The organism is Streptomyces sp. NBC_00207 (genome assembly GCF_045160965.1).
Classification (GTDB): domain Bacteria; phylum Actinomycetota; class Actinomycetes; order Streptomycetales; family Streptomycetaceae; genus Streptomyces.
Genome location: NZ_CP130715.1, coordinates 9,053,678 through 9,073,609 on the forward strand (window position 1 = coordinate 9,053,678; position 19,932 = coordinate 9,073,609).

Annotated in this window: 19 protein-coding genes; 9 read left to right on the forward strand and 10 right to left on the reverse strand. The window is 72.3% G+C overall.

Features of this window, described 5'->3' with window-relative positions:
- Positions 1–7: 7 nt before the first annotated feature.
- The gene (locus OG472_RS41830) at positions 8–559 is read right to left on the reverse strand and encodes a hypothetical protein (RefSeq protein WP_405834508.1); all 552 of its coding nucleotides are present in this window, start codon (positions 557–559) and stop codon (positions 8–10) included.
- An 845-nt stretch (positions 560–1,404) separates the two neighbouring features.
- Here OG472_RS41830 and OG472_RS41835 point away from each other — a divergent pair.
- Entirely contained in the window at positions 1,405–2,292 is an 888-nt protein-coding gene (locus tag OG472_RS41835; protein WP_401611753.1) for a helix-turn-helix domain-containing protein, read from the forward strand.
- Between the two features lie 90 nt (positions 2,293–2,382).
- Entirely contained in the window at positions 2,383–3,390 is a 1,008-nt protein-coding gene (locus tag OG472_RS41840; protein ID WP_405943036.1) for a LuxR C-terminal-related transcriptional regulator, read from the forward strand.
- 149 nt (positions 3,391–3,539) lie between these two features.
- Here the strand turns inward: OG472_RS41840 and OG472_RS41845 are convergent, their stop codons facing one another.
- A complete protein-coding gene (locus OG472_RS41845; RefSeq protein ID WP_405943037.1) occupies positions 3,540–3,869 on the reverse strand; it encodes a DUF2690 domain-containing protein in 330 nt (109 codons plus the stop codon).
- Here OG472_RS41845 and OG472_RS41850 point away from each other — a divergent pair.
- From OG472_RS41850 to OG472_RS41860, 3 genes are all read left to right on the forward strand, one after another.
- Entirely contained in the window at positions 3,868–4,287 is a 420-nt protein-coding gene (locus OG472_RS41850) for a helix-turn-helix domain-containing protein (RefSeq protein WP_401611747.1), read from the forward strand. The two genes, OG472_RS41845 and OG472_RS41850, sit on opposite strands and share 2 nt — an antisense overlap.
- A gap of 10 nt (positions 4,288–4,297) precedes the next feature.
- Complete coding sequence (locus OG472_RS41855) at positions 4,298–4,711, forward strand: VOC family protein (RefSeq protein WP_030711955.1); 414 nt, start codon at positions 4,298–4,300, stop codon at positions 4,709–4,711.
- 76 nt (positions 4,712–4,787) lie between these two features.
- Positions 4,788–7,190 (forward strand): ATP-binding cassette domain-containing protein, encoded by a 2,403-nt coding sequence (locus OG472_RS41860; RefSeq protein WP_401611743.1) that lies wholly within the window; start codon positions 4,788–4,790, stop codon positions 7,188–7,190.
- A 95-nt stretch (positions 7,191–7,285) separates the two neighbouring features.
- On the opposite strand, the gene OG472_RS41865 is transcribed toward OG472_RS41860, so the two are convergent.
- Positions 7,286–8,470, reverse strand: coding sequence for a cytochrome P450 (locus OG472_RS41865; RefSeq protein ID WP_401611741.1), 1,185 nt, complete (start codon positions 8,468–8,470; stop codon positions 7,286–7,288).
- A complete protein-coding gene (locus OG472_RS41870) occupies positions 8,460–9,200 on the reverse strand; it encodes a tRNA-dependent cyclodipeptide synthase (protein ID WP_365481541.1) in 741 nt (246 codons plus the stop codon). The genes OG472_RS41865 and OG472_RS41870 overlap by 11 nt, the downstream gene beginning before the upstream one ends.
- 407 nt (positions 9,201–9,607) lie before the next feature.
- Between OG472_RS41870 and lepB the strand changes: the two genes are divergently transcribed.
- Entirely contained in the window at positions 9,608–10,228 is a 621-nt protein-coding gene (lepB, locus tag OG472_RS41875) for a signal peptidase I (protein ID WP_401611739.1), read from the forward strand.
- A 76-nt stretch (positions 10,229–10,304) separates the two neighbouring features.
- Here the strand turns inward: lepB and OG472_RS41880 are convergent, their stop codons facing one another.
- Positions 10,305–11,177 (reverse strand): PhzF family phenazine biosynthesis protein, encoded by an 873-nt coding sequence (locus tag OG472_RS41880; RefSeq protein WP_405943038.1) that lies wholly within the window; start codon positions 11,175–11,177, stop codon positions 10,305–10,307.
- A gap of 13 nt (positions 11,178–11,190) precedes the next feature.
- On the reverse strand, positions 11,191–11,817 hold the full coding sequence (locus OG472_RS41885) for a hypothetical protein (protein ID WP_405834516.1): 627 nt from the start codon (positions 11,815–11,817) through the stop codon (positions 11,191–11,193).
- A gap of 71 nt (positions 11,818–11,888) precedes the next feature.
- Here OG472_RS41885 and OG472_RS41890 point away from each other — a divergent pair, with 71 nt between their 5' ends.
- Positions 11,889–12,857 (forward strand): TAXI family TRAP transporter solute-binding subunit, encoded by a 969-nt coding sequence (locus tag OG472_RS41890; RefSeq protein WP_405834518.1) that lies wholly within the window; start codon positions 11,889–11,891, stop codon positions 12,855–12,857.
- 4 nt (positions 12,858–12,861) lie between these two features.
- Here the strand turns inward: OG472_RS41890 and OG472_RS41895 are convergent, their stop codons facing one another.
- The 3 genes from OG472_RS41895 to OG472_RS41905 are packed head-to-tail and all read right to left on the reverse strand — an operon-like array spanning position 12,862 to position 16,476.
- Positions 12,862–14,316 carry an ATP-binding protein gene (locus OG472_RS41895; RefSeq protein WP_405943039.1) on the reverse strand — a complete coding sequence of 485 codons (1,455 nt, stop codon included), beginning with the start codon at positions 14,314–14,316 and terminating at the stop codon, positions 12,862–12,864.
- Positions 14,313–15,038, reverse strand: coding sequence for a response regulator transcription factor (locus OG472_RS41900; protein ID WP_405834522.1), 726 nt, complete (start codon positions 15,036–15,038; stop codon positions 14,313–14,315). The genes OG472_RS41895 and OG472_RS41900 overlap by 4 nt, the downstream gene beginning before the upstream one ends.
- 34 nt (positions 15,039–15,072) lie before the next feature.
- Positions 15,073–16,476, reverse strand: a complete 1,404-nt coding sequence (locus OG472_RS41905) for an MFS transporter (protein ID WP_405835028.1) — start codon at positions 16,474–16,476, stop codon at positions 15,073–15,075.
- Between the two features lie 312 nt (positions 16,477–16,788).
- On the opposite strand from OG472_RS41905, the gene OG472_RS41910 reads away from it, so the two are divergent.
- Both OG472_RS41910 and OG472_RS41915 read left to right on the forward strand, forming a co-directional pair.
- On the forward strand, positions 16,789–18,132 hold the full coding sequence (locus tag OG472_RS41910; RefSeq protein ID WP_405943040.1) for a phytase: 1,344 nt from the start codon (positions 16,789–16,791) through the stop codon (positions 18,130–18,132).
- Between the two features lie 79 nt (positions 18,133–18,211).
- Positions 18,212–19,060 carry a PaaX family transcriptional regulator C-terminal domain-containing protein gene (locus OG472_RS41915; protein WP_401611723.1) on the forward strand — a complete coding sequence of 283 codons (849 nt, stop codon included), beginning with the start codon at positions 18,212–18,214 and terminating at the stop codon, positions 19,058–19,060.
- A 3-nt stretch (positions 19,061–19,063) separates the two neighbouring features.
- Here OG472_RS41915 and OG472_RS41920 read toward each other — a convergent pair whose 3' ends face one another.
- A complete protein-coding gene (locus tag OG472_RS41920) occupies positions 19,064–19,873 on the reverse strand; it encodes a GDSL-type esterase/lipase family protein (RefSeq protein ID WP_405834526.1) in 810 nt (269 codons plus the stop codon).
- Positions 19,874–19,932 lie beyond the last annotated feature (59 nt).

Here is a 19,932-nt window from a genome sequence, read left to right on the forward strand (position 1 = left end):
GCGCCGCTCAGGAGCTGGCCGCCGAGGTGCAGGCCGAGCTGCCCCCGCAGAAGGTGACGTCCCAGTGATTGCTCTCCCGGGCGTAGACGTTGCCCGCGGCGGAGCGGTAGCGGGCCGCGCCGTCGCCGCGGTTGGCGATCCGGGTGAAGCTGCCCGTGACGTAGTTGCCGACGCAGCTGGTCGGGCTGAAGTCGATCTTGTAGCCGTTCCAGTGGCTGTAGGTGCCGGCCGCGTGCCCCACCTCGGTGCCGCCGGTGATGGTGAGGGCGCATCCGCTCGCCTTGCGCAGGGTGATGACGTCGCTGATGCTCGCGGCGTTGACCTGCTCCAGGGAGGTGCAGGTGCTGTTGTTCCGGTTGCTGCAGCCGCCGCTCGAGGACAGGCCTATCCCGCCGGTCGCGTTCAGCTTGCTCACGGCCGACGCGTGGCTGAGCTTGGCCGGGGCGGCGTGGGCGGTGCCGGGCACGAGCAGGGCGACGAGGGCGGCGGTGGCGCCGACGAGGCTGGTGGCGACGGTGCTTCGGACTCGGCTGCCCATGAGGCTTCCCCTTGTTCGCATCGGTGTCATGGAGTCCGGGGCCGCTCGCGGCGATCCGCGGCGCGGCCGGCCGGTCGGTCGGTGACACCCACTTCAGCACCGGGGGCCCGCCTTGCCCAGGCCTGACGGGACAGCAGACCGGTACCGGACAGCGGAAGGGTGTGGTCCGGAACCGGCGGCGGGCCGGCTCCGGACCGTGGAGACGCTCGGCGGCCGGCGGGCAGCCAGCCGATCCTGATCGCGGCGAGCGCCAGGGTGAACCGATTGCTCGCGCCGGACCGCTGGGCCAGTGCCTCCACCTGACGGCGTACGGAGCGTTCGCTCAGGTTCAGCCGGCGGGCGATCGTCCCGTCCTTGGCCCCGCCGGCCATGAGCACCCGCACCTGCCGTTGGACGGGGGACGGCGGCGGGCTGCCGCAGGGGGTGTGGGAGCCGGCCGCGGCCGACCGAGCACAGAGCAGGTCGATCTGTTCCAGCAGGGCGTTCTGCTCGGCCGGGGTTCACGGAAAATCTCACGGTGCTGCCATTCCCCTCGGGTTCCCGGGCAATTCGTCGATGAGTCGGGCCGGTTCAGTCCCAGATCATGGGATTACCTCGATTCTGAAGTGCGGAATGACCCGGGGCCTCGGATCGTGTCCCTTCCGGCGGCCCGCCGTGTTCCCGGTGAACAGCCTTCCGCCCGGCAGGGACCGGTGGAAGGGGGGATGCGTGAGAGCAAGTACTCCGGAGCGCTTGGTGTCACCGCTCGGAACCGGCCAATTGCCCCGTCCGCCCGGCATTGTGCCGAGACCCGCCTGTGGATTGCCCCCGGGCTGATGCATTCTGGTGGCCGTCCGGACCGAAGGCGCCCTATACGGGGGGTAGGCATGGTCTTGATCGTTCGCGCTCCGGAACCCGCTGCCGGAGGCGCCGAGAGCGTCAGGTCGCGCCCTGCGGCGGCCCTGCGGGGACAGATCATCGCGTACCACGGCTACCGCCTGCCGGAAGGCCGTCCCCGGACCCGGCTCGAAGTCCCCGACGGCGTGGTGACGGTGGTCATCGCCCTCGCGGGCGGCCTGAGCCTCACCGCCGGCGGACCTGCACAGGGCGCCTCGTCCTTCCTCTCCGGACTGCGCACCACCGCGACGCGCGGCGAGCACCCCGGAGGCCTCCACGGCATCGAGGTCACCTTCTCCGCGCTCGGCGCCTACCGGACCTTCGGGATACCCATGCGGTACTTCACGGAGGCTTTCGTCGACCTGTCCGACCTGCTCGGCCGGACCGCCGCCCACCTCGTCGAGCAGTTGCAGCAGACCGAGTCCTGGGCCGACCGGTTCGCCCTCCTCGACGCCGTGTTCCTCTCCTGCGGCGCAGACCGGGGCGGCACCGTCTCGCCCGAAGTCCGCGAGGCCCTGCGCCGGTTGTGGGCCGACAGCCGGCCGGAGGCCCTCAGCAGCATCGCCGGCGAGGTCGGCTGGAGCTCCCGCCACCTGCGCGACCGCTTCGGGCAGCAGGTGGGGCTGGCGCCGAAGGCCGTGGCCAGGGTCGCCCGGCTCCAGCGGGCGCTGCGCCTCCAGTCGCTAGGCCTGGACGGGGCCGAAGTGGCGGCCTTCGGCGGCTTCCACGACCAGGCCCACTGCATCCGCGAGTTCAAGGCGATGACGGGACTCACCCCCTCCCGGTTCGCGGCCCGCCGGGGCGGCCTGCCGCCCGGCTCGGCGCTGGACCGGGTGGCGGGCCGGGTGACCAGCCTGCTGCTCCCGGATACGGCCTGAACTCCGATTCCTACAAGACCGCCGCCGCTGACTCCCCCCATGCTGCTGTGCGCTGGAAAAGACGCTGTTGACGTGGGTAGGAGCACCGGGATGCTGTCCGCACTGGGACTCGACACATCGACCGAGGCCGTCTACAGGCTGCTGGCCGCGCGCCCCGAAGGCTGGGGCGTCGGGCAGATGGCCGAGCGGCTCGGACTTGGGGAACAGCACGTGCGGGACGCGCTGGACAGACTCGCCGAGCTCTCCCTGCTGCGCAGGTCGGCGGACCGGCCCGGAGGATGGCGCGCGATCCACCCCGAACTGGGACTGCACCTGCTGCTCCGCCGCCAGCAGGACGAACTCGAGCAGCGCCGACGGGAACTGGACGAGACCCACGTCGCGGTCACCCGCATGATCGCCGACCTCGCCGAGCCCGGGACCGGGTTCGCGGGCGAAGGCGGGGGCGAAGAGACGGACAGCGAGCGCCTCATCGGCATGGACGCGATCCAGAGCCGGCTGGAGCAGATCGCCAACAAGGCCACCACCTCGGTCTGCACGTTCATGCCGGGCGGCGGCCACTCCCCGGCGTCCATCGAGGCGGCGCGGCACAACGACGCCCAGATCCTGCTCCGCGGGGTGGAGGTCCGGACGGTCTGCCTGGACAGCGTCCGCAACAGCGCACCGACGCTGGAGTACGCACGCTGGCTGACCGAGTCCGGGGGCGAGGTGCGCACGGTTCCCAGCCTGCCGCTGCGGATGATCCTCATCGACGGCGCCAGCGCGCTGGTCCCGCTGGACCCGTCGGACACGCGCCGCGGCGCCGTCCTCCTCCACGCGGCCGGGGCCATGACCGCGCTGTCGACGCTCTTCGAGCAGGTGTGGGCCGTCGCGCTGCCGCTCGGCGCACAGCAGGCCAGGGACGAGGGCACCGGGCTCACCGCGCAGGAACGGGAACTGCTCACCCTGCTGGCCAAGGGGCTCACCGACGAGACGGCCGCCGGGCGGCTGGGGGTGTCCCTGAGCACCGTCCGCCGCAGCATGGCATCGATCATGGAAAGGCTCGGTGCGCGCAGCCGCTTCGAGGCCGGGCTGCGGGCGGCGCAGGCCGGCTGGCTGTGAGCCGGAGCCTCAAGGCGCGGTGAGCGGTCAGCGGTGTGCGGCGAAAGGGACGGTGCCCCACCCCGGCGAACGACGTCGCCGGGGTGGGGCACCGTCGGCCGGTCCCGCCCTCAGGAGGAGAGGTTCATGGACGGATACCCGGCCATGCCTCACCTTCCCCTCGGTAATCGCCCGTGCACGCGGTGTTGGTGCCGCCGAACCCGGAGGGCCGGATGCCGCAGGCCCACGCCTTCACGTCCTCGTCGTTGATCACGACGCTGTAGAACCTGCCGCTGCCGTTGGTCCGTGTACTTCCTGCCCTGGCTGTTCTTGACCTCCATGCGGGAGCCGGAGGGCACGTTGATCTTGAACCGGCCCCAGGCGGCCCGGCAGGACGGGCTGTAGCGCAGCTGCGCTCCTGAACGCTTGTTCTCAGCCGTCGGACCGGGTTCGCACAGGTGGCCGACGCCCCCGCCCCGCCCGTGCGATGCTGGGTCCATGACCCTGGAGGACCTGGTACGCCTGCGTCGCGCGCGGGACACGATGGACCGCGACTACGCGCAGCCGCTGGACGTTCCGGCGCTGGCCAACGTCGCCCTCATGTCACCCGGGCACTTCTCCCGCAGCTTCCGCGCCGCCTTCGGGGAGACCCCGTACAGCTACCTCATGACCCGCCGCGTCGAGCGGGCGAAGGCGCTGCTCCGGCGGGGTGACCTCAGCGTCACGGAGGTCTGCTTCGAGGTCGGATGCACCTCGCTCGGGTCGTTCAGCTCGCGCTTCACCGAGCTCGTCGGCGAGACCCCGAGTGCGTACCGGGCCCGCCGCCACGAGGCCGGCGCGGCGATCCCGGCGTGCATCGCGAAAATTCATACGCGACCGATCAGGAACGGAGAAGCGGAATCGGCCACCGCCTCGTAGCGTCGGAGGCATGACCATCAAGCTCTCACAGTGCTTCATCGCAGTCGACGACCACGACAAGGCGCTCGCGTTCTACCGCGACGTCCTCGGCATGGAGGTACGCAACGACGTCGGGTTCGAGGGGATGCGCTGGGTGACCGTCGGCTCACCCGAGCAGCCCGACGTGGAGATCGTCCTCGAACCCCCGCTCGCCAACCCCAACGCCTCCCCGACGGACAAGCAGCAGATGGCGGAGCTGCTCGCCAAGGGCATGCTGCGCGGGGTGATCTTCTCCACCGACGACGTCGACGCGACTTTCGAGCGCATCCAGGCAGCCGGCGGGGAGGTGTTGCAGGAGCCGATCGACCAGCCGTACGGCGTCCGCGACTGCGCCTTCCGCGACCCGGCCGGCAACATGCTCCGCTTCAACCAGCCGAAGCGGTAAAGACCGCAGCAGAGTCCGGACCAGCGAAACCGACGGGGACCGCACACGCGGTCCCCGCCCGAACGACGGAGACACGATGAGCAAGGCCACGGGGACGGGGACGGGGGCGCGGCCTTCCGCGCCGCACGGTGCCGACAGCCACGACGTGATCCGCGTGCACGGCGCGCGCGAGAACAACCTCAAGGACGTCAGCATCGAGATCCCGAAGCGCCGGCTGACGGTGTTCACCGGGGTCTCCGGCTCGGGCAAGAGCTCGCTGGTCTTCAACACGATCGCCGCCGAGTCCCAGCGGCTGATCAACGAGACGTACAGCAGCTTCGTCCAGGGCTTCATGCCGACGCTCGCCCGCCCCGAGGTCGACGTCCTCGACGGTCTGACGACCGTGATCACCGTCGACCAGCAGCGGATGGGCGCCGACCCCCGCTCCACGGTCGGCACCGCCACCGATGCCAACGCGATGCTGCGCATCCTCTTCAGCCGGCTCGGGAAGCCGCACATCGGCCCGCCCAGCGCGTACTCCTTCAACACCGCCACGGTCCGGGCGAGCGGGGGGATCACCGTCGAACGCGGCGCCGCCAAGACCAGGACGGTGAAGGCGACCTACAACCGCACCGGCGGCATGTGCACGCACTGCGAGGGCCGCGGCAAGGTCTCGGACATCGACCTCACCCAGCTCTACGACGACTCCAAGTCCATCGCCGAGGGCGCGTTCACCATCCCCGGCTGGAAGTCGGACAACGTGTGGACCGTGGGGATCTACGCCGAGTCGGGATTCCTCGACCCGAACAAGCCGATCCGCCGGTACACCAAGAAGGAGATGCAGGACTTCCTCTACCGCGAGCCGACCAAGGTGAAGGTCAACGGCGTCAACCTCACCTACGAGGGCCTGATCCCGAAGATCCAGAAGTCCTTCCTGTCCAAGGACAAGGAGGCGATGCAGCCGCACATCCGGGCGTTCGTGGAGCGGGCTGTCACCTTCACCACCTGCCCCGAGTGCGACGGCACCCGGCTCAGCGAGGGGGCCCGGTCGTCGAAGATCAAGCGGATCAGCATCGCCGACGCGTGCGCGATGGAGATCAGGGACCTCGCCGAATGGGTCCGCGGCCTCAAGGAGCCCTCGGTGGCGCCGCTGCTCGCCGCGCTGCAGCAGTCCCTCGACTCCTTCGTCGAGATCGGCCTCGGCTACCTCGCCCTCGACCGGTCCGCGGGATCGCTGTCGGGCGGCGAGGCGCAGCGCGTGAAGATGATCCGCCACCTCGGCTCCGCCCTCACCGACGTCACCTACGTCTTCGACGAGCCCACCATCGGCCTGCACCCCCATGACATCCAGCGGATGAACGACCTGTTGCTGCGGCTGCGCGACAAGGGCAACACGGTGCTCGTGGTGGAGCACAAGCCCGAGGCGATCGCGATCGCCGACCACGTCGTCGACCTCGGCCCCGGGGCCGGGACGGCGGGCGGCACCGTCTGCTTCGAGGGCACCGTCGAGGACCTGCGGGCCGGCGGCACGATCACCGGCCGCCATCTCGACGACCGGGCCACCCTCAAGGAGACGGTGCGCGAGCCCGCCGGCGTCCTGGAGATCCGCGGCGCGACGGCGAACAACCTGCGGGACGTCGACGTCGACATCCCGCTCGGGGCGCTGGTCGTCATCACGGGGGTCGCCGGCTCCGGGAAGAGCTCCCTCGTCCACGGGTCGATTCCGGCGCGCGAGCAGGTGGTGTCGGTCGACCAGGCGCCGATCCGCGGCTCCAGGCGCAGCAACCCGGCCACCTACACCGGACTGCTCGACCCGATCCGCAAGGCGTTCGCCAAGGTCAACGGCGTGAAGCCGGCGCTGTTCAGCGCCAACTCCGAGGGCGCCTGCCCGACGTGCAACGGCGCCGGGGTCATCTACACCGACCTGGCCATGATGGCGGGCGTCGCCACCCCCTGTGAGGACTGCGAGGGGAAGCGGTTCCAGGCCGAGGTGCTCGAGTACCGGCTCGGCGGGCGTGACATCAGCGAGGTCCTCGCGATGTCCGTCGACGAGGCCGAGGAGTTCTTCGGCGCCGGCGAGGCGCACACGCCGGCCGCGCACAAGATCCTGGACCGGCTCGCCGACGTGGGCCTCGGGTACCTCACCCTCGGCCAGCCGCTCACCACGCTGTCCGGCGGCGAGCGGCAGCGGCTCAAGCTGGCCACCCACATGTCGGAGAAGGGCGGCGTCTACGTCCTCGACGAGCCGACGACCGGCCTCCACCTCGCCGACGTGGAGCACCTGCTGGGCCTGCTCGACCGGCTCGTCGACTCGGGCAAGTCGGTGATCGTGATCGAGCACCACCAGGCGGTCATGGCGCACGCCGACTGGATCATCGACCTCGGTCCCGGCGCCGGCCACGACGGCGGAAAGGTCGTCTTCGAGGGCACTCCCGCCGACCTCGTGGCCAAGCGCTCCACGCTCACCGGCGAGCACCTCGCGGCCTACGTCGGCGCCTGACACCTCGCGGGCGTCGCAGGCGTGCCGCTACGGGAACCGCCCCGGCCGGATGTTCCGGCCGGGGCGGTCGTCGTACGTGCGTACGCGCCCGGTGGTTACCAGAGCACGGGCAGGCGCTCCGGCAGGCGCTTCATGAAGCGGGTCCGCCAGACCAACTGGTCGACGGGGACGGCGAGCTGGAGGTTGGGCATCTTCTCCAGCAGGACCTCGATGGCGATCTCGGTGTGCCGCTTGCCGAGGGCGGTGGCGGGGCAGTAGTGCTGGCCGCCGCCGAAGGAGAGGTGGGTGCCGGCGTTCGCCCGGTCGATGTCGACGAGGTGCGGGTCCGGGTACACGGCCGGGTCGGTGTTGGCGGCCTCGACCAGGACGAGCATCAGCTCGCCCTTCTTCACCTCGACGTCGCCGACGGTGACGTCCTCCAGGGCGAGGCGGGGCAGCCCGTCGGCGATGGAGAGGTTGACGCGCAGGAGTTCGTCCACGGCGGCGGGGATCTTCTCCGGCGCCTCGCGCAACTGCTCCCACACCTCGGGGTGCTGGATGAGGGAGACGAGTGCCATCGTCAGGAAGCCCATGGTGGAGATGACGCCGGCACCGAAGAGCGTGACGCCGACCGTGGCCAGCATCTCGTCCGTCAGGTGGGCGTAGTCCGGGTCGTTGCGCAGGGCGGCGAGTTCGGAGATGAGCCCGGTGGTGGCGGGGTCGTCCAGGCGCTCGACCATGTAGGCCATGTCCCGGTCCCAGTTGAGCTTGGCACCGGTGACGGGGCAGGCCGAGTTCATGAAGGCGATGTCGAGGCTGGCGGCCAGGCGCGGGGCGTCGGTCTCCGGGATGCCGAGGATCCGGCAGTGGAGGCGCTCCGCGTACGGGTTGGCGAACTGGCCGCGCAGGTCGACCGGCGCACCGTAGGTCAGCAGGCTGTCGACGAGGGCATTGGCCTCGGCGCGCATCCAGTCGACGAGGCCGTCGGTCTTGGGGTTGATCGCTTTGAGGACGGCCTTGCGCAGGCCGGCTCCGGTGATGTTGCCCATGTTGTTGACGACCTCGGGCGGGATCGTCAGGGCGTACTGGCGGGGCACGCCGGGAGCCGACGTGTCCTTGAGGCTGAACCGGGGGTCCTCCAGGACCATCTTGCACAGTTCATAGGAGGAGACGAGCCAGGCTTCGTCACCGGCTATCGTGCGGACCCGCTTCACGGGCTCGTTGCGGAGCTCTTCGATCTCACGGGGGAGCTGGTCGCCGCGCGCGGAGAACGGGAAGTCGAGCAGGGTGTCAGTGGGCATCGGGGTGTCCTTCGGCGGGCGTGATGATGGCGTGGCCCTGGTTGCGCGAGGCGCGCAGGCCCGAACCGCGGGAGTAGAGCAGTTCGGCCATCGGCAGGAGCTGGTGGTAGCAGTTGAGCGAAGACGGCACGCCGAGGATGGCCGGCGTGTCGAGGAAGAGCGGCGCCTCGGCACAGACGTACTCGAGGCACACCTCGCGCTGCCGGGTCGTGGCGGACTTCCCGTCCAGGACCTTGGAGGAGAGGAATGAGTCGACCAGGGAGTTGCAGGTCTTGCGGAACTCCGGGTCGTTGTCGAGCAGGCTGTTCAGGTGGTTGTGGAGAGCGCGGTAGGCCGGGATGTCGGTGAGGGAGGACATCGGCCGGGCGCGCAGGCGGGTGCCGGTGGGGTCGGCTTCTGCGGCGGCGTTGTTCACCTTGGCGCGAACGCCACGCAGATTCTTGACCGCCTTGCGTCGGGCCTCGTCCTCGCCGTAGCCGAGGGCCTCGTACATCTCTGCCACGTGCAGGTCGGTGTAGATGAGGTCGACCTGCTCGAAGTTGCGCATCCCCCATTGGGCGAGGTCCAGAACGCGCTGGGCGGAGAAATAGCTGTTCCCCGGAGAGATGCCTATGACGGCATGGTCGCCTTCGGTGCTGATCACCTGGCAATGCGGGGTGTACGGCCGGACTGTGAAGACTTCGGTCGCTGTCGTCAACAGGTGTCGGGTCCTTTGCGCCGCAAGTCCCATGGGGCCCTGTGCCCCGGGTGTGGCGGCGACGTGAAGGAAGGTACCGCAACTCTGTGCGACGTTCCATCACTTCCTGTTGGTAACTCACCTGTCGGACAGGACAGTTGTCTGGGGCATCTTTCGAGTGGGCCGTGCGGAGTCAAGAGTTGGCGCCGAATTCGCGCCGAATTCGGCGCCGAGCCGGCGAATTCCGGGGTGCCGATGCGGCCGGGGACGGGGACGGGGCCGTCCGGACGGCGGCCGAGTCTCCCCGTTGTGGGAGCCGACCGTGTTGTCGCGTCCGGCGTTGAAGACGCCTGAACGGCCCACGCCGACGTACTCTTCCCCCAGACGGATGATCATGGGGGGACGACGTGGGAAACGGGCCGGCACGCAGACGCGGGACATGGGCGATCATCCTCCTGGTCATGGGGGTGAAGACGGTCCTGGCAGCGCTGGTCACGATCGGGGTGTTCTTTGCGCCAGGGGGGTACGACGCCCAGCGCATGGGGGACGATTTCATGGCGCCGACGTCTCCCCGCGGCGCGGCCATCTGGTACGAACTGTCCGGCGAGGAACGCATCCACCGCGGGGACGTCGCCGTGGTCTCCGATCCGGAGGGCGTCGAAGGCATCGGCATCGGCGGGCGGGTCCTGGCGGTCGCGGGCGACCGGCTCTCGTACGCGACGGGGGATCCCGCCCTGACGCTCAACGGGGAGCCCCTCGCCGAGCCCTACCTGGCAGCCGGCTCCCCGCCCTCGGCCGTGCCCTTCGACGTACATGTCCCCGAAGGGCGGGTACTGGTCATGGGTGACAACCGCGGCCTCTCGCACGACGCCGACTACCTGGCCGGCAAGGGCCACGGCACCCTCCCCACCGAGGACGTCCGGGGCAAGGCCGTCCCGAAGCCCACCTGGCTGCTCGTGGTCGCCATCGCCCTGGCCCTGGGTGCGCTCCTCGCCCTCGCCGGTACCGTCGTCGGCATTTCCTTCCTGACCGCCCGCCGCCGCGCCCGGGCAGCCGCCCCCGCGATCCTCGGGCAGCACTGAACACCGGCCCAGGACCACCGACGCCCCGCTCGGCCCGAACCCGGTCGGCAGGGCGCGCCGGACGCCGTACGGGCCCTCAGCCCGGCGGCAGTTCGCGCAGCCGGCCCTCCGCGACGAAGGCGACGCCGCCCCCGACGCGCACGGAGCGGACGTCCTCGCCGTGACCGTCGGCGGTGACGGTCATCTCGCTGGGGCGGCCGGTGAACCGGCCCTGGCGCAGAACGGCCGGCTCACCGGCGCCGATGCGGCCGTGCCGGCGCAGGTAGGCGGCGGCGCAGCCCGCGCCGCTGCCGGTGGCGACGTCCTCGAGGACCCCGTCGTTGTTCCAGTGCCGTCCCTCCAGGGCCCCGGCGTCCAGGAGGTAGGCGAACTGGGCGCCGATGCGGGCCAGGGGCCCGTCGAGGGGGGTGGTGACGCGGGCGCGGGCCAGCGCGTCGCCGCGTACGGGGAGCACCAGGTAGCGCAGGCCCGTGGAGACGACCTCCGGCGGCAGGCCGGGGTCCAGGTCGTCCGGTCCGAGGGCGAACAGGGCGGCGAGGCCGTGCGGGTCGGGGCGGCCGAGGAAGGCGGCGGCGCCCTGGTCGAGGAGGCTCGTGTACCGGCCCGGACCGCGGCGCTCGGTGGTGACCTCCACCGTCCGGGCCGGCAGCCGCAGGGTCCAGGCCTCGTGGCCGGCGCCGCCGTGGAGGGCGTGCAGTACGGCGGCGGCGCCGATGAGGGGATGACCGGCGAAGTCCAGTTCCCCGGTGAGGTCGAAGACACGGGCCCGCGCCCGCCGGGGGTGCGCGGACGCGCCGTCGCGGAGCAGGAAGACGGACTCGAAGTGGCGCAGTTCGCGGGTGACGGCCTGCATCTGTCCGCCGGTCAGCGCATCCGCCTCGGGGAACACCGCGAGGCTGTTGCCGCTGTACGGATGGCCGGTGAAGACGTCGACGTGGTGGTAGAGCATCGGGGCGCGGGCCTCAGTGGGCGAAGGGCGGTTCGAAGCAGCCGCTCTCCATGTACGGGCCGTTCGCCCTCACCTGGTAGTTGGTCTTCTGCACGAACGCCGTGACACAGGCGTCGTCATGGACCCACAGCCCGACGCGGGTCCCCTCCGGCGTGACGTAGTGGTCGGCCTGGAAGCGCGGCTCCATCTCCCGCACGCTGAGCGTCCCGCCGAGCCGTTCGCCCTTCGGCCCGGTCTTCTCCTCCTCGTATCCGAGCGGCCGCAGGGCCGACCGCACGCTCGCGGGGTCCCACTTCCCCTCCTCCCAGAGCCGCTTGAGCACGGGCTCGATCCGGTCGGCCTCCTTCCGGGCATCCTTCGCACTGGAGGGGGACATCTCGCCGGATCGGCGGTGCGCGTTGTTCTCCCCGTGGTGCGGAGCGCCGTCGCCGGCGCCGGGCTCCACGTACGGAGAGGCGCCGGGGGCACCGGGACTCGCACCGTGGGCCGCACTCGGGCTCGCGGTCGGGAGCGCGCCCGGGGCCGCGGGCGCCGCGTCCGTGCCGCGGCGCTCACCGCAGGCGGTCAGGGACAGGGCAGCGCTCAGGAGAAGAGCGGCCGCGGCGGAGCAACGGCGCGGCCCGCGTATCGAAATGACCATGGGAGGACTCTGCCATGCCGGGCCGCGGAGCCGCCCTCCGCCACCACGGCGACACCCCCTAGGCTTGGACGGTGACCAGCACAGCGCCCAGCCGCCGACGGGTGATGGCCGCCGGGCTCGGCGCCCTAGCCGGGGCACTGGGCGGATGCTCGGGCGAGGCCGGACCGGTAGGCCGGCTGCGGCTCGCGACGGGGCCGGAGGGCGGGCCGTACAACGCCTTCGGGAAAGCCCTCGCCCAGGCCGTCGCCGCGAGCGGCCGACCGCTCGAGATCGTGCCCGTCAGCACCGCGGCCAGCGTGGACAACCTGAGCCGGCTGGACGACGGCTCCGTGGAACTGGCGCTGGCCATGGCGGACGTGGCCGAGGACGCGGTACTCGGGCGCGAGTCGTTCTCCCGGCCGGCCGCGGTGACGGCACTGGCCCGGGTGTACGTGAACTACACACACCTGCTCGTCCCGGCGGAGGGGCCGGTGCGCGCGGTCCAGGACCTCGCAGGGCGTCCGGTCGCGGCCGGCGCGGAGGGCTCGGGCGTACAGGTCGTGGCGGAACGGGTCCTGCGGGCGGCCGGGCTGAGCGAGGGCCCCGCGCCGGCCCGCGCGCGGCGGCTGGGCCTCGCCGCCTCCGTCGGGGCGCTGCGCGAGGGCGACGTCGACGCGCTGTTCTGGTCCGGGGGCGTGCCCACACCGGCGCTGTCGGGGCTGGCGCGCGAGCTGCCGCTGCGCTTCCTGCCCCTCGACGGCTACGTGGGCGCGCTGCGGGAGCGGTACGCCCCCGCCTACTCGGCGGTCACACTGCCGGCCGGGGTGTACGGGCTCGCGGAGCCGGTCGCGACCATCGGGGTCGGCAACTACCTCCTGGCCCGTTCGGACGTGGGGGAGGACGCCGCGCGCGAGCTGCTCCACGTCGTGTTCGAGCAATGGCGCGACCTGCTGCGCGAGGTCACGGCGGGGGCGCGGCTGGAGCCCCGGTTCGCCATCTCGACCGGTGAGGTGCCGCTCCACCCGGGGGCGGTCGCCTACTACCGGTCGGTGTACGGCTGAGCGGTCACGGGGCCGGGAGGCGGAGCTCGGCGACCAGACCGTGCGGCACGTTCCCGCGGACGTCCAGCCCACCGCCGCTGCCGCGGGCGAGCTCGTCGGCGATGGCCAGTCCCAGGCCGCTGCCGCGCACGTTCTGGTGCTCGGGAGAACGCGCGAAACGCCTGAGCAGAAGCGCCAGTTGGTCCTCCGGCACGCCCGGGCCGTCGTCCGCGACCCGGACCACCGCGCTCCCGTCGGCCGCACGTGTGGCGAACACCTCGACCCGGCCGTCACGCGGCACGAACTTGACGGCGTTGTCGAGGAGCGCGTCCAGGATCCGGCCCGCCGCGTCGGGCAGGGCCCGCGCCCGCAGCTCGCCCGGCAGGCCTGTGGCGGTCAGGCGCAGTCCCGCGGCGCGGAAGACCGGGGTCCAGGCCGTCACCCGGTCCCGTACCGCCTGCACCACGTCCTGGACGCCCGGCTCCGCCGTGCCGGACTCCACCCGTGCCAGGGACAGCAGGCCGTCGAGGAGTTCCTCCAGGCGCTCGGCCTCGTCCAGGGCGCGGGTGTGCTCGGTGAGGCCGGGACCGGGAACGATGTGCGGCTCCACGTTCTCCAGCTGCAGCACCAGGGTGGCCAGCGGGTTGCGCAGCTGGTGTGAGGCGTCGGCGACGAAGTCGCGCTGGCGGCCGATGGAGTCGGCCATGGCCTCCGCCATGGTGTTGAAGTGCCGGCGCAGATGGCGCAGTTCCGGAGGCCCGGTGTCGGAGACGGCCCGTGCCTGGAGGCTGCCGGCCGTCAACCGCTCCACCGCCCGGTCCAGGTCGAGGAGCGGGCGCATCAGCCAGCGCGCGATCCCCGCCGCGACCAGGGCGGCCGCCGCGAAGGCGGCGACCGCCCCGGCGGCGATGAGCGACCAGCGGACCGCCACGTCCCGGCGGGCGGCGTCGGTGGGGACGGCCAGCAGGACCGCCCCGCTGACCCGCTCGTCCCGGCCCACCGGTTCGGCGAGCACGACGGTCCTCGGACCCCAGGGGCGCAGTGTGGGCAGCCGGTCGGTGGAGCGGCCGGTGAGGGCGCGGCTACGGGCCTCCGTCGCTGCGGAAGGGGCTTCGGGGGAGGCGCCGGCGTCGCCCGTGTCCGTACGCGTACCCGTTCCGGTAGCGGTGGCCGCGTCCGTGGCGGCCCGGTACGCGGGCCCCGCTCCGGCCCGCGCGATGGTCTCTCCCGCCGTGTCGACCACCACCACCCCGGCTCCGTACAGCTCGGCGTAGCGGCCGATCTCGGCCGAGAGCTCCGCCCGGTCGGCGGCGGTGCGCATCCGCTCGGCGAGATCGGCGAACCGCACGGCCTCCGAACGCCGTTGCAGGAGCAGGTGCTCGGTGCGGCCGCGCGCGTAGGCGTCGGCCAGGGGGACGCAGAGCAGCAGGGCCGCGGCGCCCATGAGCACCATCAGCACGGCGAGGAGCCGGCGCCTCATCGGGTGCCGCCCCCCTCCGCGGGTGCGGCGGGGGAGCCGAGCTGGTAGCCGAAACCGCGGACCGTGCGCACGAGGTGGGAGCGGCCGGTCTTCGCGCGGATGCCGGCCACGTGCACGTCCAGGGAGCGGGAGGCGGCGAGGAAGACGTCCCCCCAGATCCGGTCCAGGATCACCTCGCGGGAATGCACCTCGTCCGGGCGGGCGGCGAGGAAGGCGAGAACGTCGAACTCGCGTCGGGTCAGCCGCACTTCGGCGCCCGCCACGGTGACGGTGCGGCCCGCCAGGTCGACCTCGACGTCCCCGGTGCGGACCGGCCTTGCACCGGCGCCGGTGGCGTCGGCGGGATGGGCGCCCGCCCGGCCGGAGCGGGTGTCCGTCCGCCGGCGTACCGTGTCGATGCGGGCCATCAGCTCGGCCATCCGGAACGGCTTCACGACGTAGTCGTCGGCGCCCGCCCGCAGCCCCTGCACGATGTCGCGCTCCTCGCAGCGCGCGGTCACCACGATCAGGGGCGCGTCGCAGACGGTCCGCAGCCGCCGCAGCAGTTCGAGCCCGTCGAGGTCGGGAAGGCCCAGGTCCAGCAGGACGAACTCGGCCTCGTGCACGTGCCGCAGGGCGTCCAGGGCCCGGCCCACCCGGCGCACCGTGTGGCCGCGCTGGGCGAGAGCGGTGCCGAGGGCCCGGGCCATCCGGTCGTCGTCCTCGACGAGAAGCGCGTGCATGGACAGTTCCCTCGCGACCTGTGACCGGGGCGGCTCAGCTTACGGGAGCCGCCGCCGGACGTCCCGGGGTTTCACCGGTGCCGGCACCGGCACCGGCACCGGTCTCGCTCCCGGCACCGGAGTCGGCCTCGGCCTCGGCGCGGCTGAGCGCGGCGTTGCGGGTGTCCGGCATCAGGACGTACGTCACGAGGGAGACGAGGGCGCACCCGGAGACGTACCAGAAGAACATCTTCTCGTGGCCGCTGTTCTTGAACCACAGCGCCACGTACTCCGCCGTGCCGCCGAACAGCGCATTGGCGATCGCGTACGGCAGCGCCACGCCCAGGGCGCGCACCCGGGTCGGGAACAGCTCCGCCTTCACCGCCGCGTTGATCGAGGTGTAGCCGGTGATGACGACCAGGGCCAGCAGGGACAGGCCGAGCGCGGACCAGTACGAGGTCGCCGACCCGAGGGCGGTCATGATCGGGTACGTGCCGACGGTGCAGCCCACCGCGAAGGTGATCAGCAGCGGACGGCGGCCGATCCGGTCGGACAGCATCCCGGCGAAGGGCTGCAGCACGGCGAAGAGGGTCAGCGCGGTGAAGCTGACCAGGGTGGCGGTCGTCTTCGGCATGCCCGCGCTGCCGACCAGGTACTTGGTGAGGTAGGTGGTGTAGGTGTAGTAGGCCACGGTGCCGCCGAGGGTGAGCGCCATGACCAGGCCCGCCTGCCGCCGGTAGAGCCACAGGGCCTTGAGCGTGCCGCGCGTGCTGTCGTCGTGGGCGTCCTCGCCCGACGACTCCTCCTTGAACGCGTCGGTCTCCTGGAGCCGGCGCCGCAGCCAGAAGACGACCACCGCGAACAACGCCCCGAGGACGAACGGGATCCGCCACCCCCAGCTCTCCAACTGGGCGGTGGTGAGGGTGTGCTGCATCGTGATCAGGATGCCCAGGCCGAGCAGCTGGCCGCAGGTCATCGACACGTACTGGAAGGAGGAGCCGAGGCCGCGCCGGTTGCGGGCCGACGCCTCGGTCAGGTAGGTGGCGCTGGCCGCGTACTCGCCGCCGATGCTCATCCCCTGGAGCAGGCGTGCGAGCAGCAGCACCAGCGCGCCGAAGTAGCCGGCCTGGCCGTAGGTCGGGGCCACGGCGATCAGCAGGGCGGCCACCGACATCATGGTGACGGTGAGGGTGAGGGCGCTCTTGCGGCCGTGCCGGTCGGCGGCGCGGCCGAGGATCCACCCGCCGACGGGGCGCATCAGGAAGCCGACGGCGAAGATGCCCGCCGTGTTCATCAGCTGCGTGGTCGGATTGTCGCCGGGGAAGAAGGAGTCGGCGAAGTAGATCGCGAAGCTGGCGTAGACGAACCAGTCGTACCACTCGACCAGGTTGCCGAGCGACCCGCCGATCAGGGCGAGACGGCGCTTCTTGCGCTCGTCCCCGGGCGGTGAAGCGGGCATGACGGCGGACGCGGACATGGCGGCTCCTGACGGAAGTCCCCGAGGGGAGAGGGAGAAACGCCCCGGTGGCGGGGAAGTGTCCCGAGCATGCGTCGGCCGTTGTACCCGGACAAGCTCCGGCACGCAGATCTAACGTTCCGCTAAGAAAGCCGCGCGGCTGCGGGGATTTCACAGCTCGGTCATGTGCACGTCATGTCTGCTCCATGGCGGTCACCCGCAGGTGGACCACGGTGGTGGCGCCGGCCCGGGAGCGCCCCCAGGGGTTCGAACCGCGGCCAGGCCCCCCACCGAATACCATGAGCAGGAGGCAGGATGAGCGTGATCAGGAGAAGGCGGACGCCGGTCGTGGCCGTGGCGACCCTCGTGGCCCTGGGAGTGGTCGCCGGGCCGGCGCACGCCCGCGGAGACCACGGCGCGGCGGCGGCGCTGCCGCAGGTGCAGGCCTCCCTGGAGACGCCCTCCCTGTTCGACGACGAGGCCGGCGGCAACGCGAACGCCGACGACCCCGCGATCTGGCGCAACGAGAAGGACCCGGACCGCAGTCTGGTCATCGCCACCGCCAAGGAGGGCGGCCTGCGCGTGTACGACCTGGACGGGCGCCAGGTGCAGTCCCTCCCGGCCCCGCCCCCGCCGAGGGACGGCGACGCGCCCGGGCGCTTCAACAACGTCGACCTGATCACCGGGCTCCGCTTCCCCGGCGGCGCCCGCCACGACGTGGCCGTCGTCTCCGACCGGGGCCGCGACCAGCTGCGCGTCTACCGGATCGACCCCCGCCGGCCCTCCGCACCCCTGGTCGACGTCACCGACGAGTCGGCGGCCCCGCAGGTCTTCTCCGCAGGCCAGGACGAGGTCAACGACCAGCGGACCGTGTACGGCCTGGCCGCGTACACCGACCGTCGCAGCGGCCGTTCCTTCGCGGTCACCAGCCGGCGCCACGCCACCGCCCTCGCACTGGCCGAACTCCTGCCCGACGCCCGGGGGAAGGTCGGCTACCGCACGGTCCGCACCACCTCGCTGCCCTCCACCTTCACCCTGCCCGACGGGAAGGCGTGGAGCCCGTGCGGTGAACCGGGCGAACTCCCGCAGATCGAGGGCATGGTCATCGATCCCGACACCGGCGACCTCTACGCGGGCCAGGAGGACGTCGGCATCTGGAAGCTGGACGCCGACCTGCGTTCCCCCGCCCGGCTGATCGAGAAGGTCCGCTCCTTCGGAGTACCCGGCACCTGGAACCCCGGGACCGAGGAATGCGACGCGGGCGCGGACCCCGGCTTCGGCGGCCGGCACGTGTCCGCCGACGTGGAGGGCCTGACCATCTGGCGCGACCCGGAGCACCCCGGACACGGCGGCTACCTGCTCGCCTCCAGCCAGGGCGACGACACCTTCGCCGTCTTCGAGCGCGGGCGCGGCAACGCGTACGTCCGTAGCTTCCGCATCACGGCGGGCACCAGGCCGGGCGCCCCCGACGGCTCGCAGGAGTGCGACGGAGCCGCCGTCACCAGCGCACCGCTGGGCAAGAGGTTCCCGAACGGCCTGCTGGTCGTCCAGGACGGCGCCAACACCCCCGAATCCACCGGTCCCGACGGGGAGGCCCGCACCGACACCGACTTCAAGTTCGTGGACCTGGGCCGCCTCGAACGCGCCGCACGCCTCTGACCCGGGCCCGGCGGGGACTGGACGGCGCCGCGTCCGCGCGGCTCGGTAGGATCGCGACCGCATACGACGGAAGGCGATCATGGCGGACAGTCCCCTCAGGCCCAGCTCGTTGATCAACACGGTCTACGGGGCGTTCCTGCGACGCCTCGGAGGCTGGATCTCCGTGGCCGACCTGGTCACCCTGATGTCCGAACTGGACGTCGACGGCCCGGCGGCGCGCTCGGCGATCTCCCGGCTCAAGAAGAAGGGCGTCCTCGAACCGGAGCGCCGGGGCGCCACCGGCTACCGGCTCAGCCCGGCCGCCCAGCCCGTCTTCGACGAGGGCGACCGGCGCATCTTCGGCAGCCTGGAACCGGCGAAGCTGAGCGACGGCTGGGCGATGGCCGTCTTCTCCGTGCCCGAGTCCGAGCGGTCCTACCGCTACCAGCTGCGCACCCGGCTGACCTGGCTCGGCTTCGGCAACATCGCCCCGGGCGTGTGGCTGGCGCCGGGCCGCCTCCTCGGCGACGCCCGCGACATGCTCGTCCGCCTCGGACTCAGCGACTACGTGCACCTGTTCGCCGCCGACTACGCCGCCTTCAGCGAGCTCCCCGAGACCGTCAGCTCCTGGTGGGACTTCCCGGCGATCGAGGAGCAGTACGCCGGCTTCACCGAGGCCTACGGACCCCTCGCCGCCCAGCTGACCGAGCAGCGCGAGATCGACGGCGGCGAGGCCTTCCGCGCCTATGTCCCGATGCTCACCCAGTGGCGCCGCCTGCCGTACCTCGACCCGGGCCTGCCCGCCGAACTGCTGCCCGCCGACTGGAACGCGGTCGCCGCACGGCAGATCTTCCAGCAGCTGAACGCGGTACTCGCCGCACCCGGCCTGCGTCACGTACAGGAGGTCACGGGCCTGGCGGAGGAGCCGCCAGGCCCCGGTACCGCCTAGGACCTAGGCGGTTTCCTGCAGCCGGTCACCCGCCGCGGCCACGGGCCCGGCCGCCTGCTCGGACGCACGATGGGCCGCCGTCGCGGCGAGGAGGGTGGGGAGTACGCGTACGGCGTGCTCGGCGTACCCCCGGGGTGACGGGTGGACCCGGTCCGGGCCGAGGAGCTCGGCGGCCCGGATGCGGAAGTCGTCGACCGCCGAGGCGGCGATGAGCGCGCCGAGCCGCGCGGCGGTGAGGGACTGCATCCGCCCGAGCCTGCGGGCCCGGCGCGAGGCCGCCCAGCGGACCGGCGCACGGAAACCCGGGGCGTTGCCGGGGTCGGGGCAGGGCATGACGACGACCTGCCGGCCGGCCTCCCGCAACCGTTCGACCGCGCGCTCGAAATGGCGGGCGGCGCGGGCGATGGAGGTGGGGATCAGGGTGTCGTTGCTGCCGATGATCACCACGGCGATCCCGCGTTCGACGGTGCCGATGCGGTCGAGCTGGCGGTGCAGCGCGGCGGTGGTGCTGCCGGCCCGGGCCAGGACGCGCAGGTGCACCGGGCAGCCGGTGCTCTCGGCCAGGGCGTGGGCCAGCCGGGCGCCGAGCGTCTCCTCGGCGGCCCGGGCTCCCACGCCGCGGGCCAGGGAGTCACCGAGCAGCAGCAGGGGCAGCGGCTCGCCCTGCTCCGGCCCGTACCGTCCGTCGGGCGACGGCGTGACGTGGCGTTCGGGCGGATGCTTCATCAGCAAACGGGTGTAGAGGCGGGCGGCGGTGGCGATGACGCGCCGCCGCCCGCTCGGTCCGGGCCTGGGGGTGGAGACAGCGGGCATGGAGATGGACGTCCCTCGGTCGCGTGGATTTTGGTGCACTTCGAGTCGGTGCGCGGGCG

Coding starts and splice junctions, on each gene's coding strand:
- OG472_RS41920 (WP_405834526.1), bottom strand. CDS start 19,873: ATGCCCGCTGTCTCCACCCCCAGGCCCGGACCGAGCGGGCGGCGGCGC.
- OG472_RS41885 (WP_405834516.1), bottom strand. CDS start 11,817: ATGGTCATTTCGATACGCGGGCCGCGCCGTTGCTCCGCCGCGGCCGCT.
- OG472_RS41835 (WP_401611753.1), top strand. CDS start 1,405: ATGGTCTTGATCGTTCGCGCTCCGGAACCCGCTGCCGGAGGCGCCGAG.
- OG472_RS41870 (WP_365481541.1), bottom strand. CDS start 9,200: ATGGGACTTGCGGCGCAAAGGACCCGACACCTGTTGACGACAGCGACC.
- OG472_RS41830 (WP_405834508.1), bottom strand. CDS start 559: ATGCGAACAAGGGGAAGCCTCATGGGCAGCCGAGTCCGAAGCACCGTC.
- OG472_RS41910 (WP_405943040.1), top strand. CDS start 16,789: ATGAGCGTGATCAGGAGAAGGCGGACGCCGGTCGTGGCCGTGGCGACC.
- OG472_RS41840 (WP_405943036.1), top strand. CDS start 2,383: ATGCTGTCCGCACTGGGACTCGACACATCGACCGAGGCCGTCTACAGG.
- OG472_RS41880 (WP_405943038.1), bottom strand. CDS start 11,177: ATGCTCTACCACCACGTCGACGTCTTCACCGGCCATCCGTACAGCGGC.
- OG472_RS41900 (WP_405834522.1), bottom strand. CDS start 15,038: ATGCACGCGCTTCTCGTCGAGGACGACGACCGGATGGCCCGGGCCCTC.
- lepB (WP_401611739.1), top strand. CDS start 9,608: ATGGGGGTGAAGACGGTCCTGGCAGCGCTGGTCACGATCGGGGTGTTC.
- OG472_RS41860 (WP_401611743.1), top strand. CDS start 4,788: ATGAGCAAGGCCACGGGGACGGGGACGGGGGCGCGGCCTTCCGCGCCG.
- OG472_RS41850 (WP_401611747.1), top strand. CDS start 3,868: ATGACCCTGGAGGACCTGGTACGCCTGCGTCGCGCGCGGGACACGATG.
- OG472_RS41915 (WP_401611723.1), top strand. CDS start 18,212: ATGGCGGACAGTCCCCTCAGGCCCAGCTCGTTGATCAACACGGTCTAC.
- OG472_RS41855 (WP_030711955.1), top strand. CDS start 4,298: ATGACCATCAAGCTCTCACAGTGCTTCATCGCAGTCGACGACCACGAC.
- OG472_RS41895 (WP_405943039.1), bottom strand. CDS start 14,316: ATGAGGCGCCGGCTCCTCGCCGTGCTGATGGTGCTCATGGGCGCCGCG.
- OG472_RS41845 (WP_405943037.1), bottom strand. CDS start 3,869: ATGGACCCAGCATCGCACGGGCGGGGCGGGGGCGTCGGCCACCTGTGC.
- OG472_RS41865 (WP_401611741.1), bottom strand. CDS start 8,470: ATGCCCACTGACACCCTGCTCGACTTCCCGTTCTCCGCGCGCGGCGAC.
- OG472_RS41905 (WP_405835028.1), bottom strand. CDS start 16,476: ATGCCCGCTTCACCGCCCGGGGACGAGCGCAAGAAGCGCCGTCTCGCC.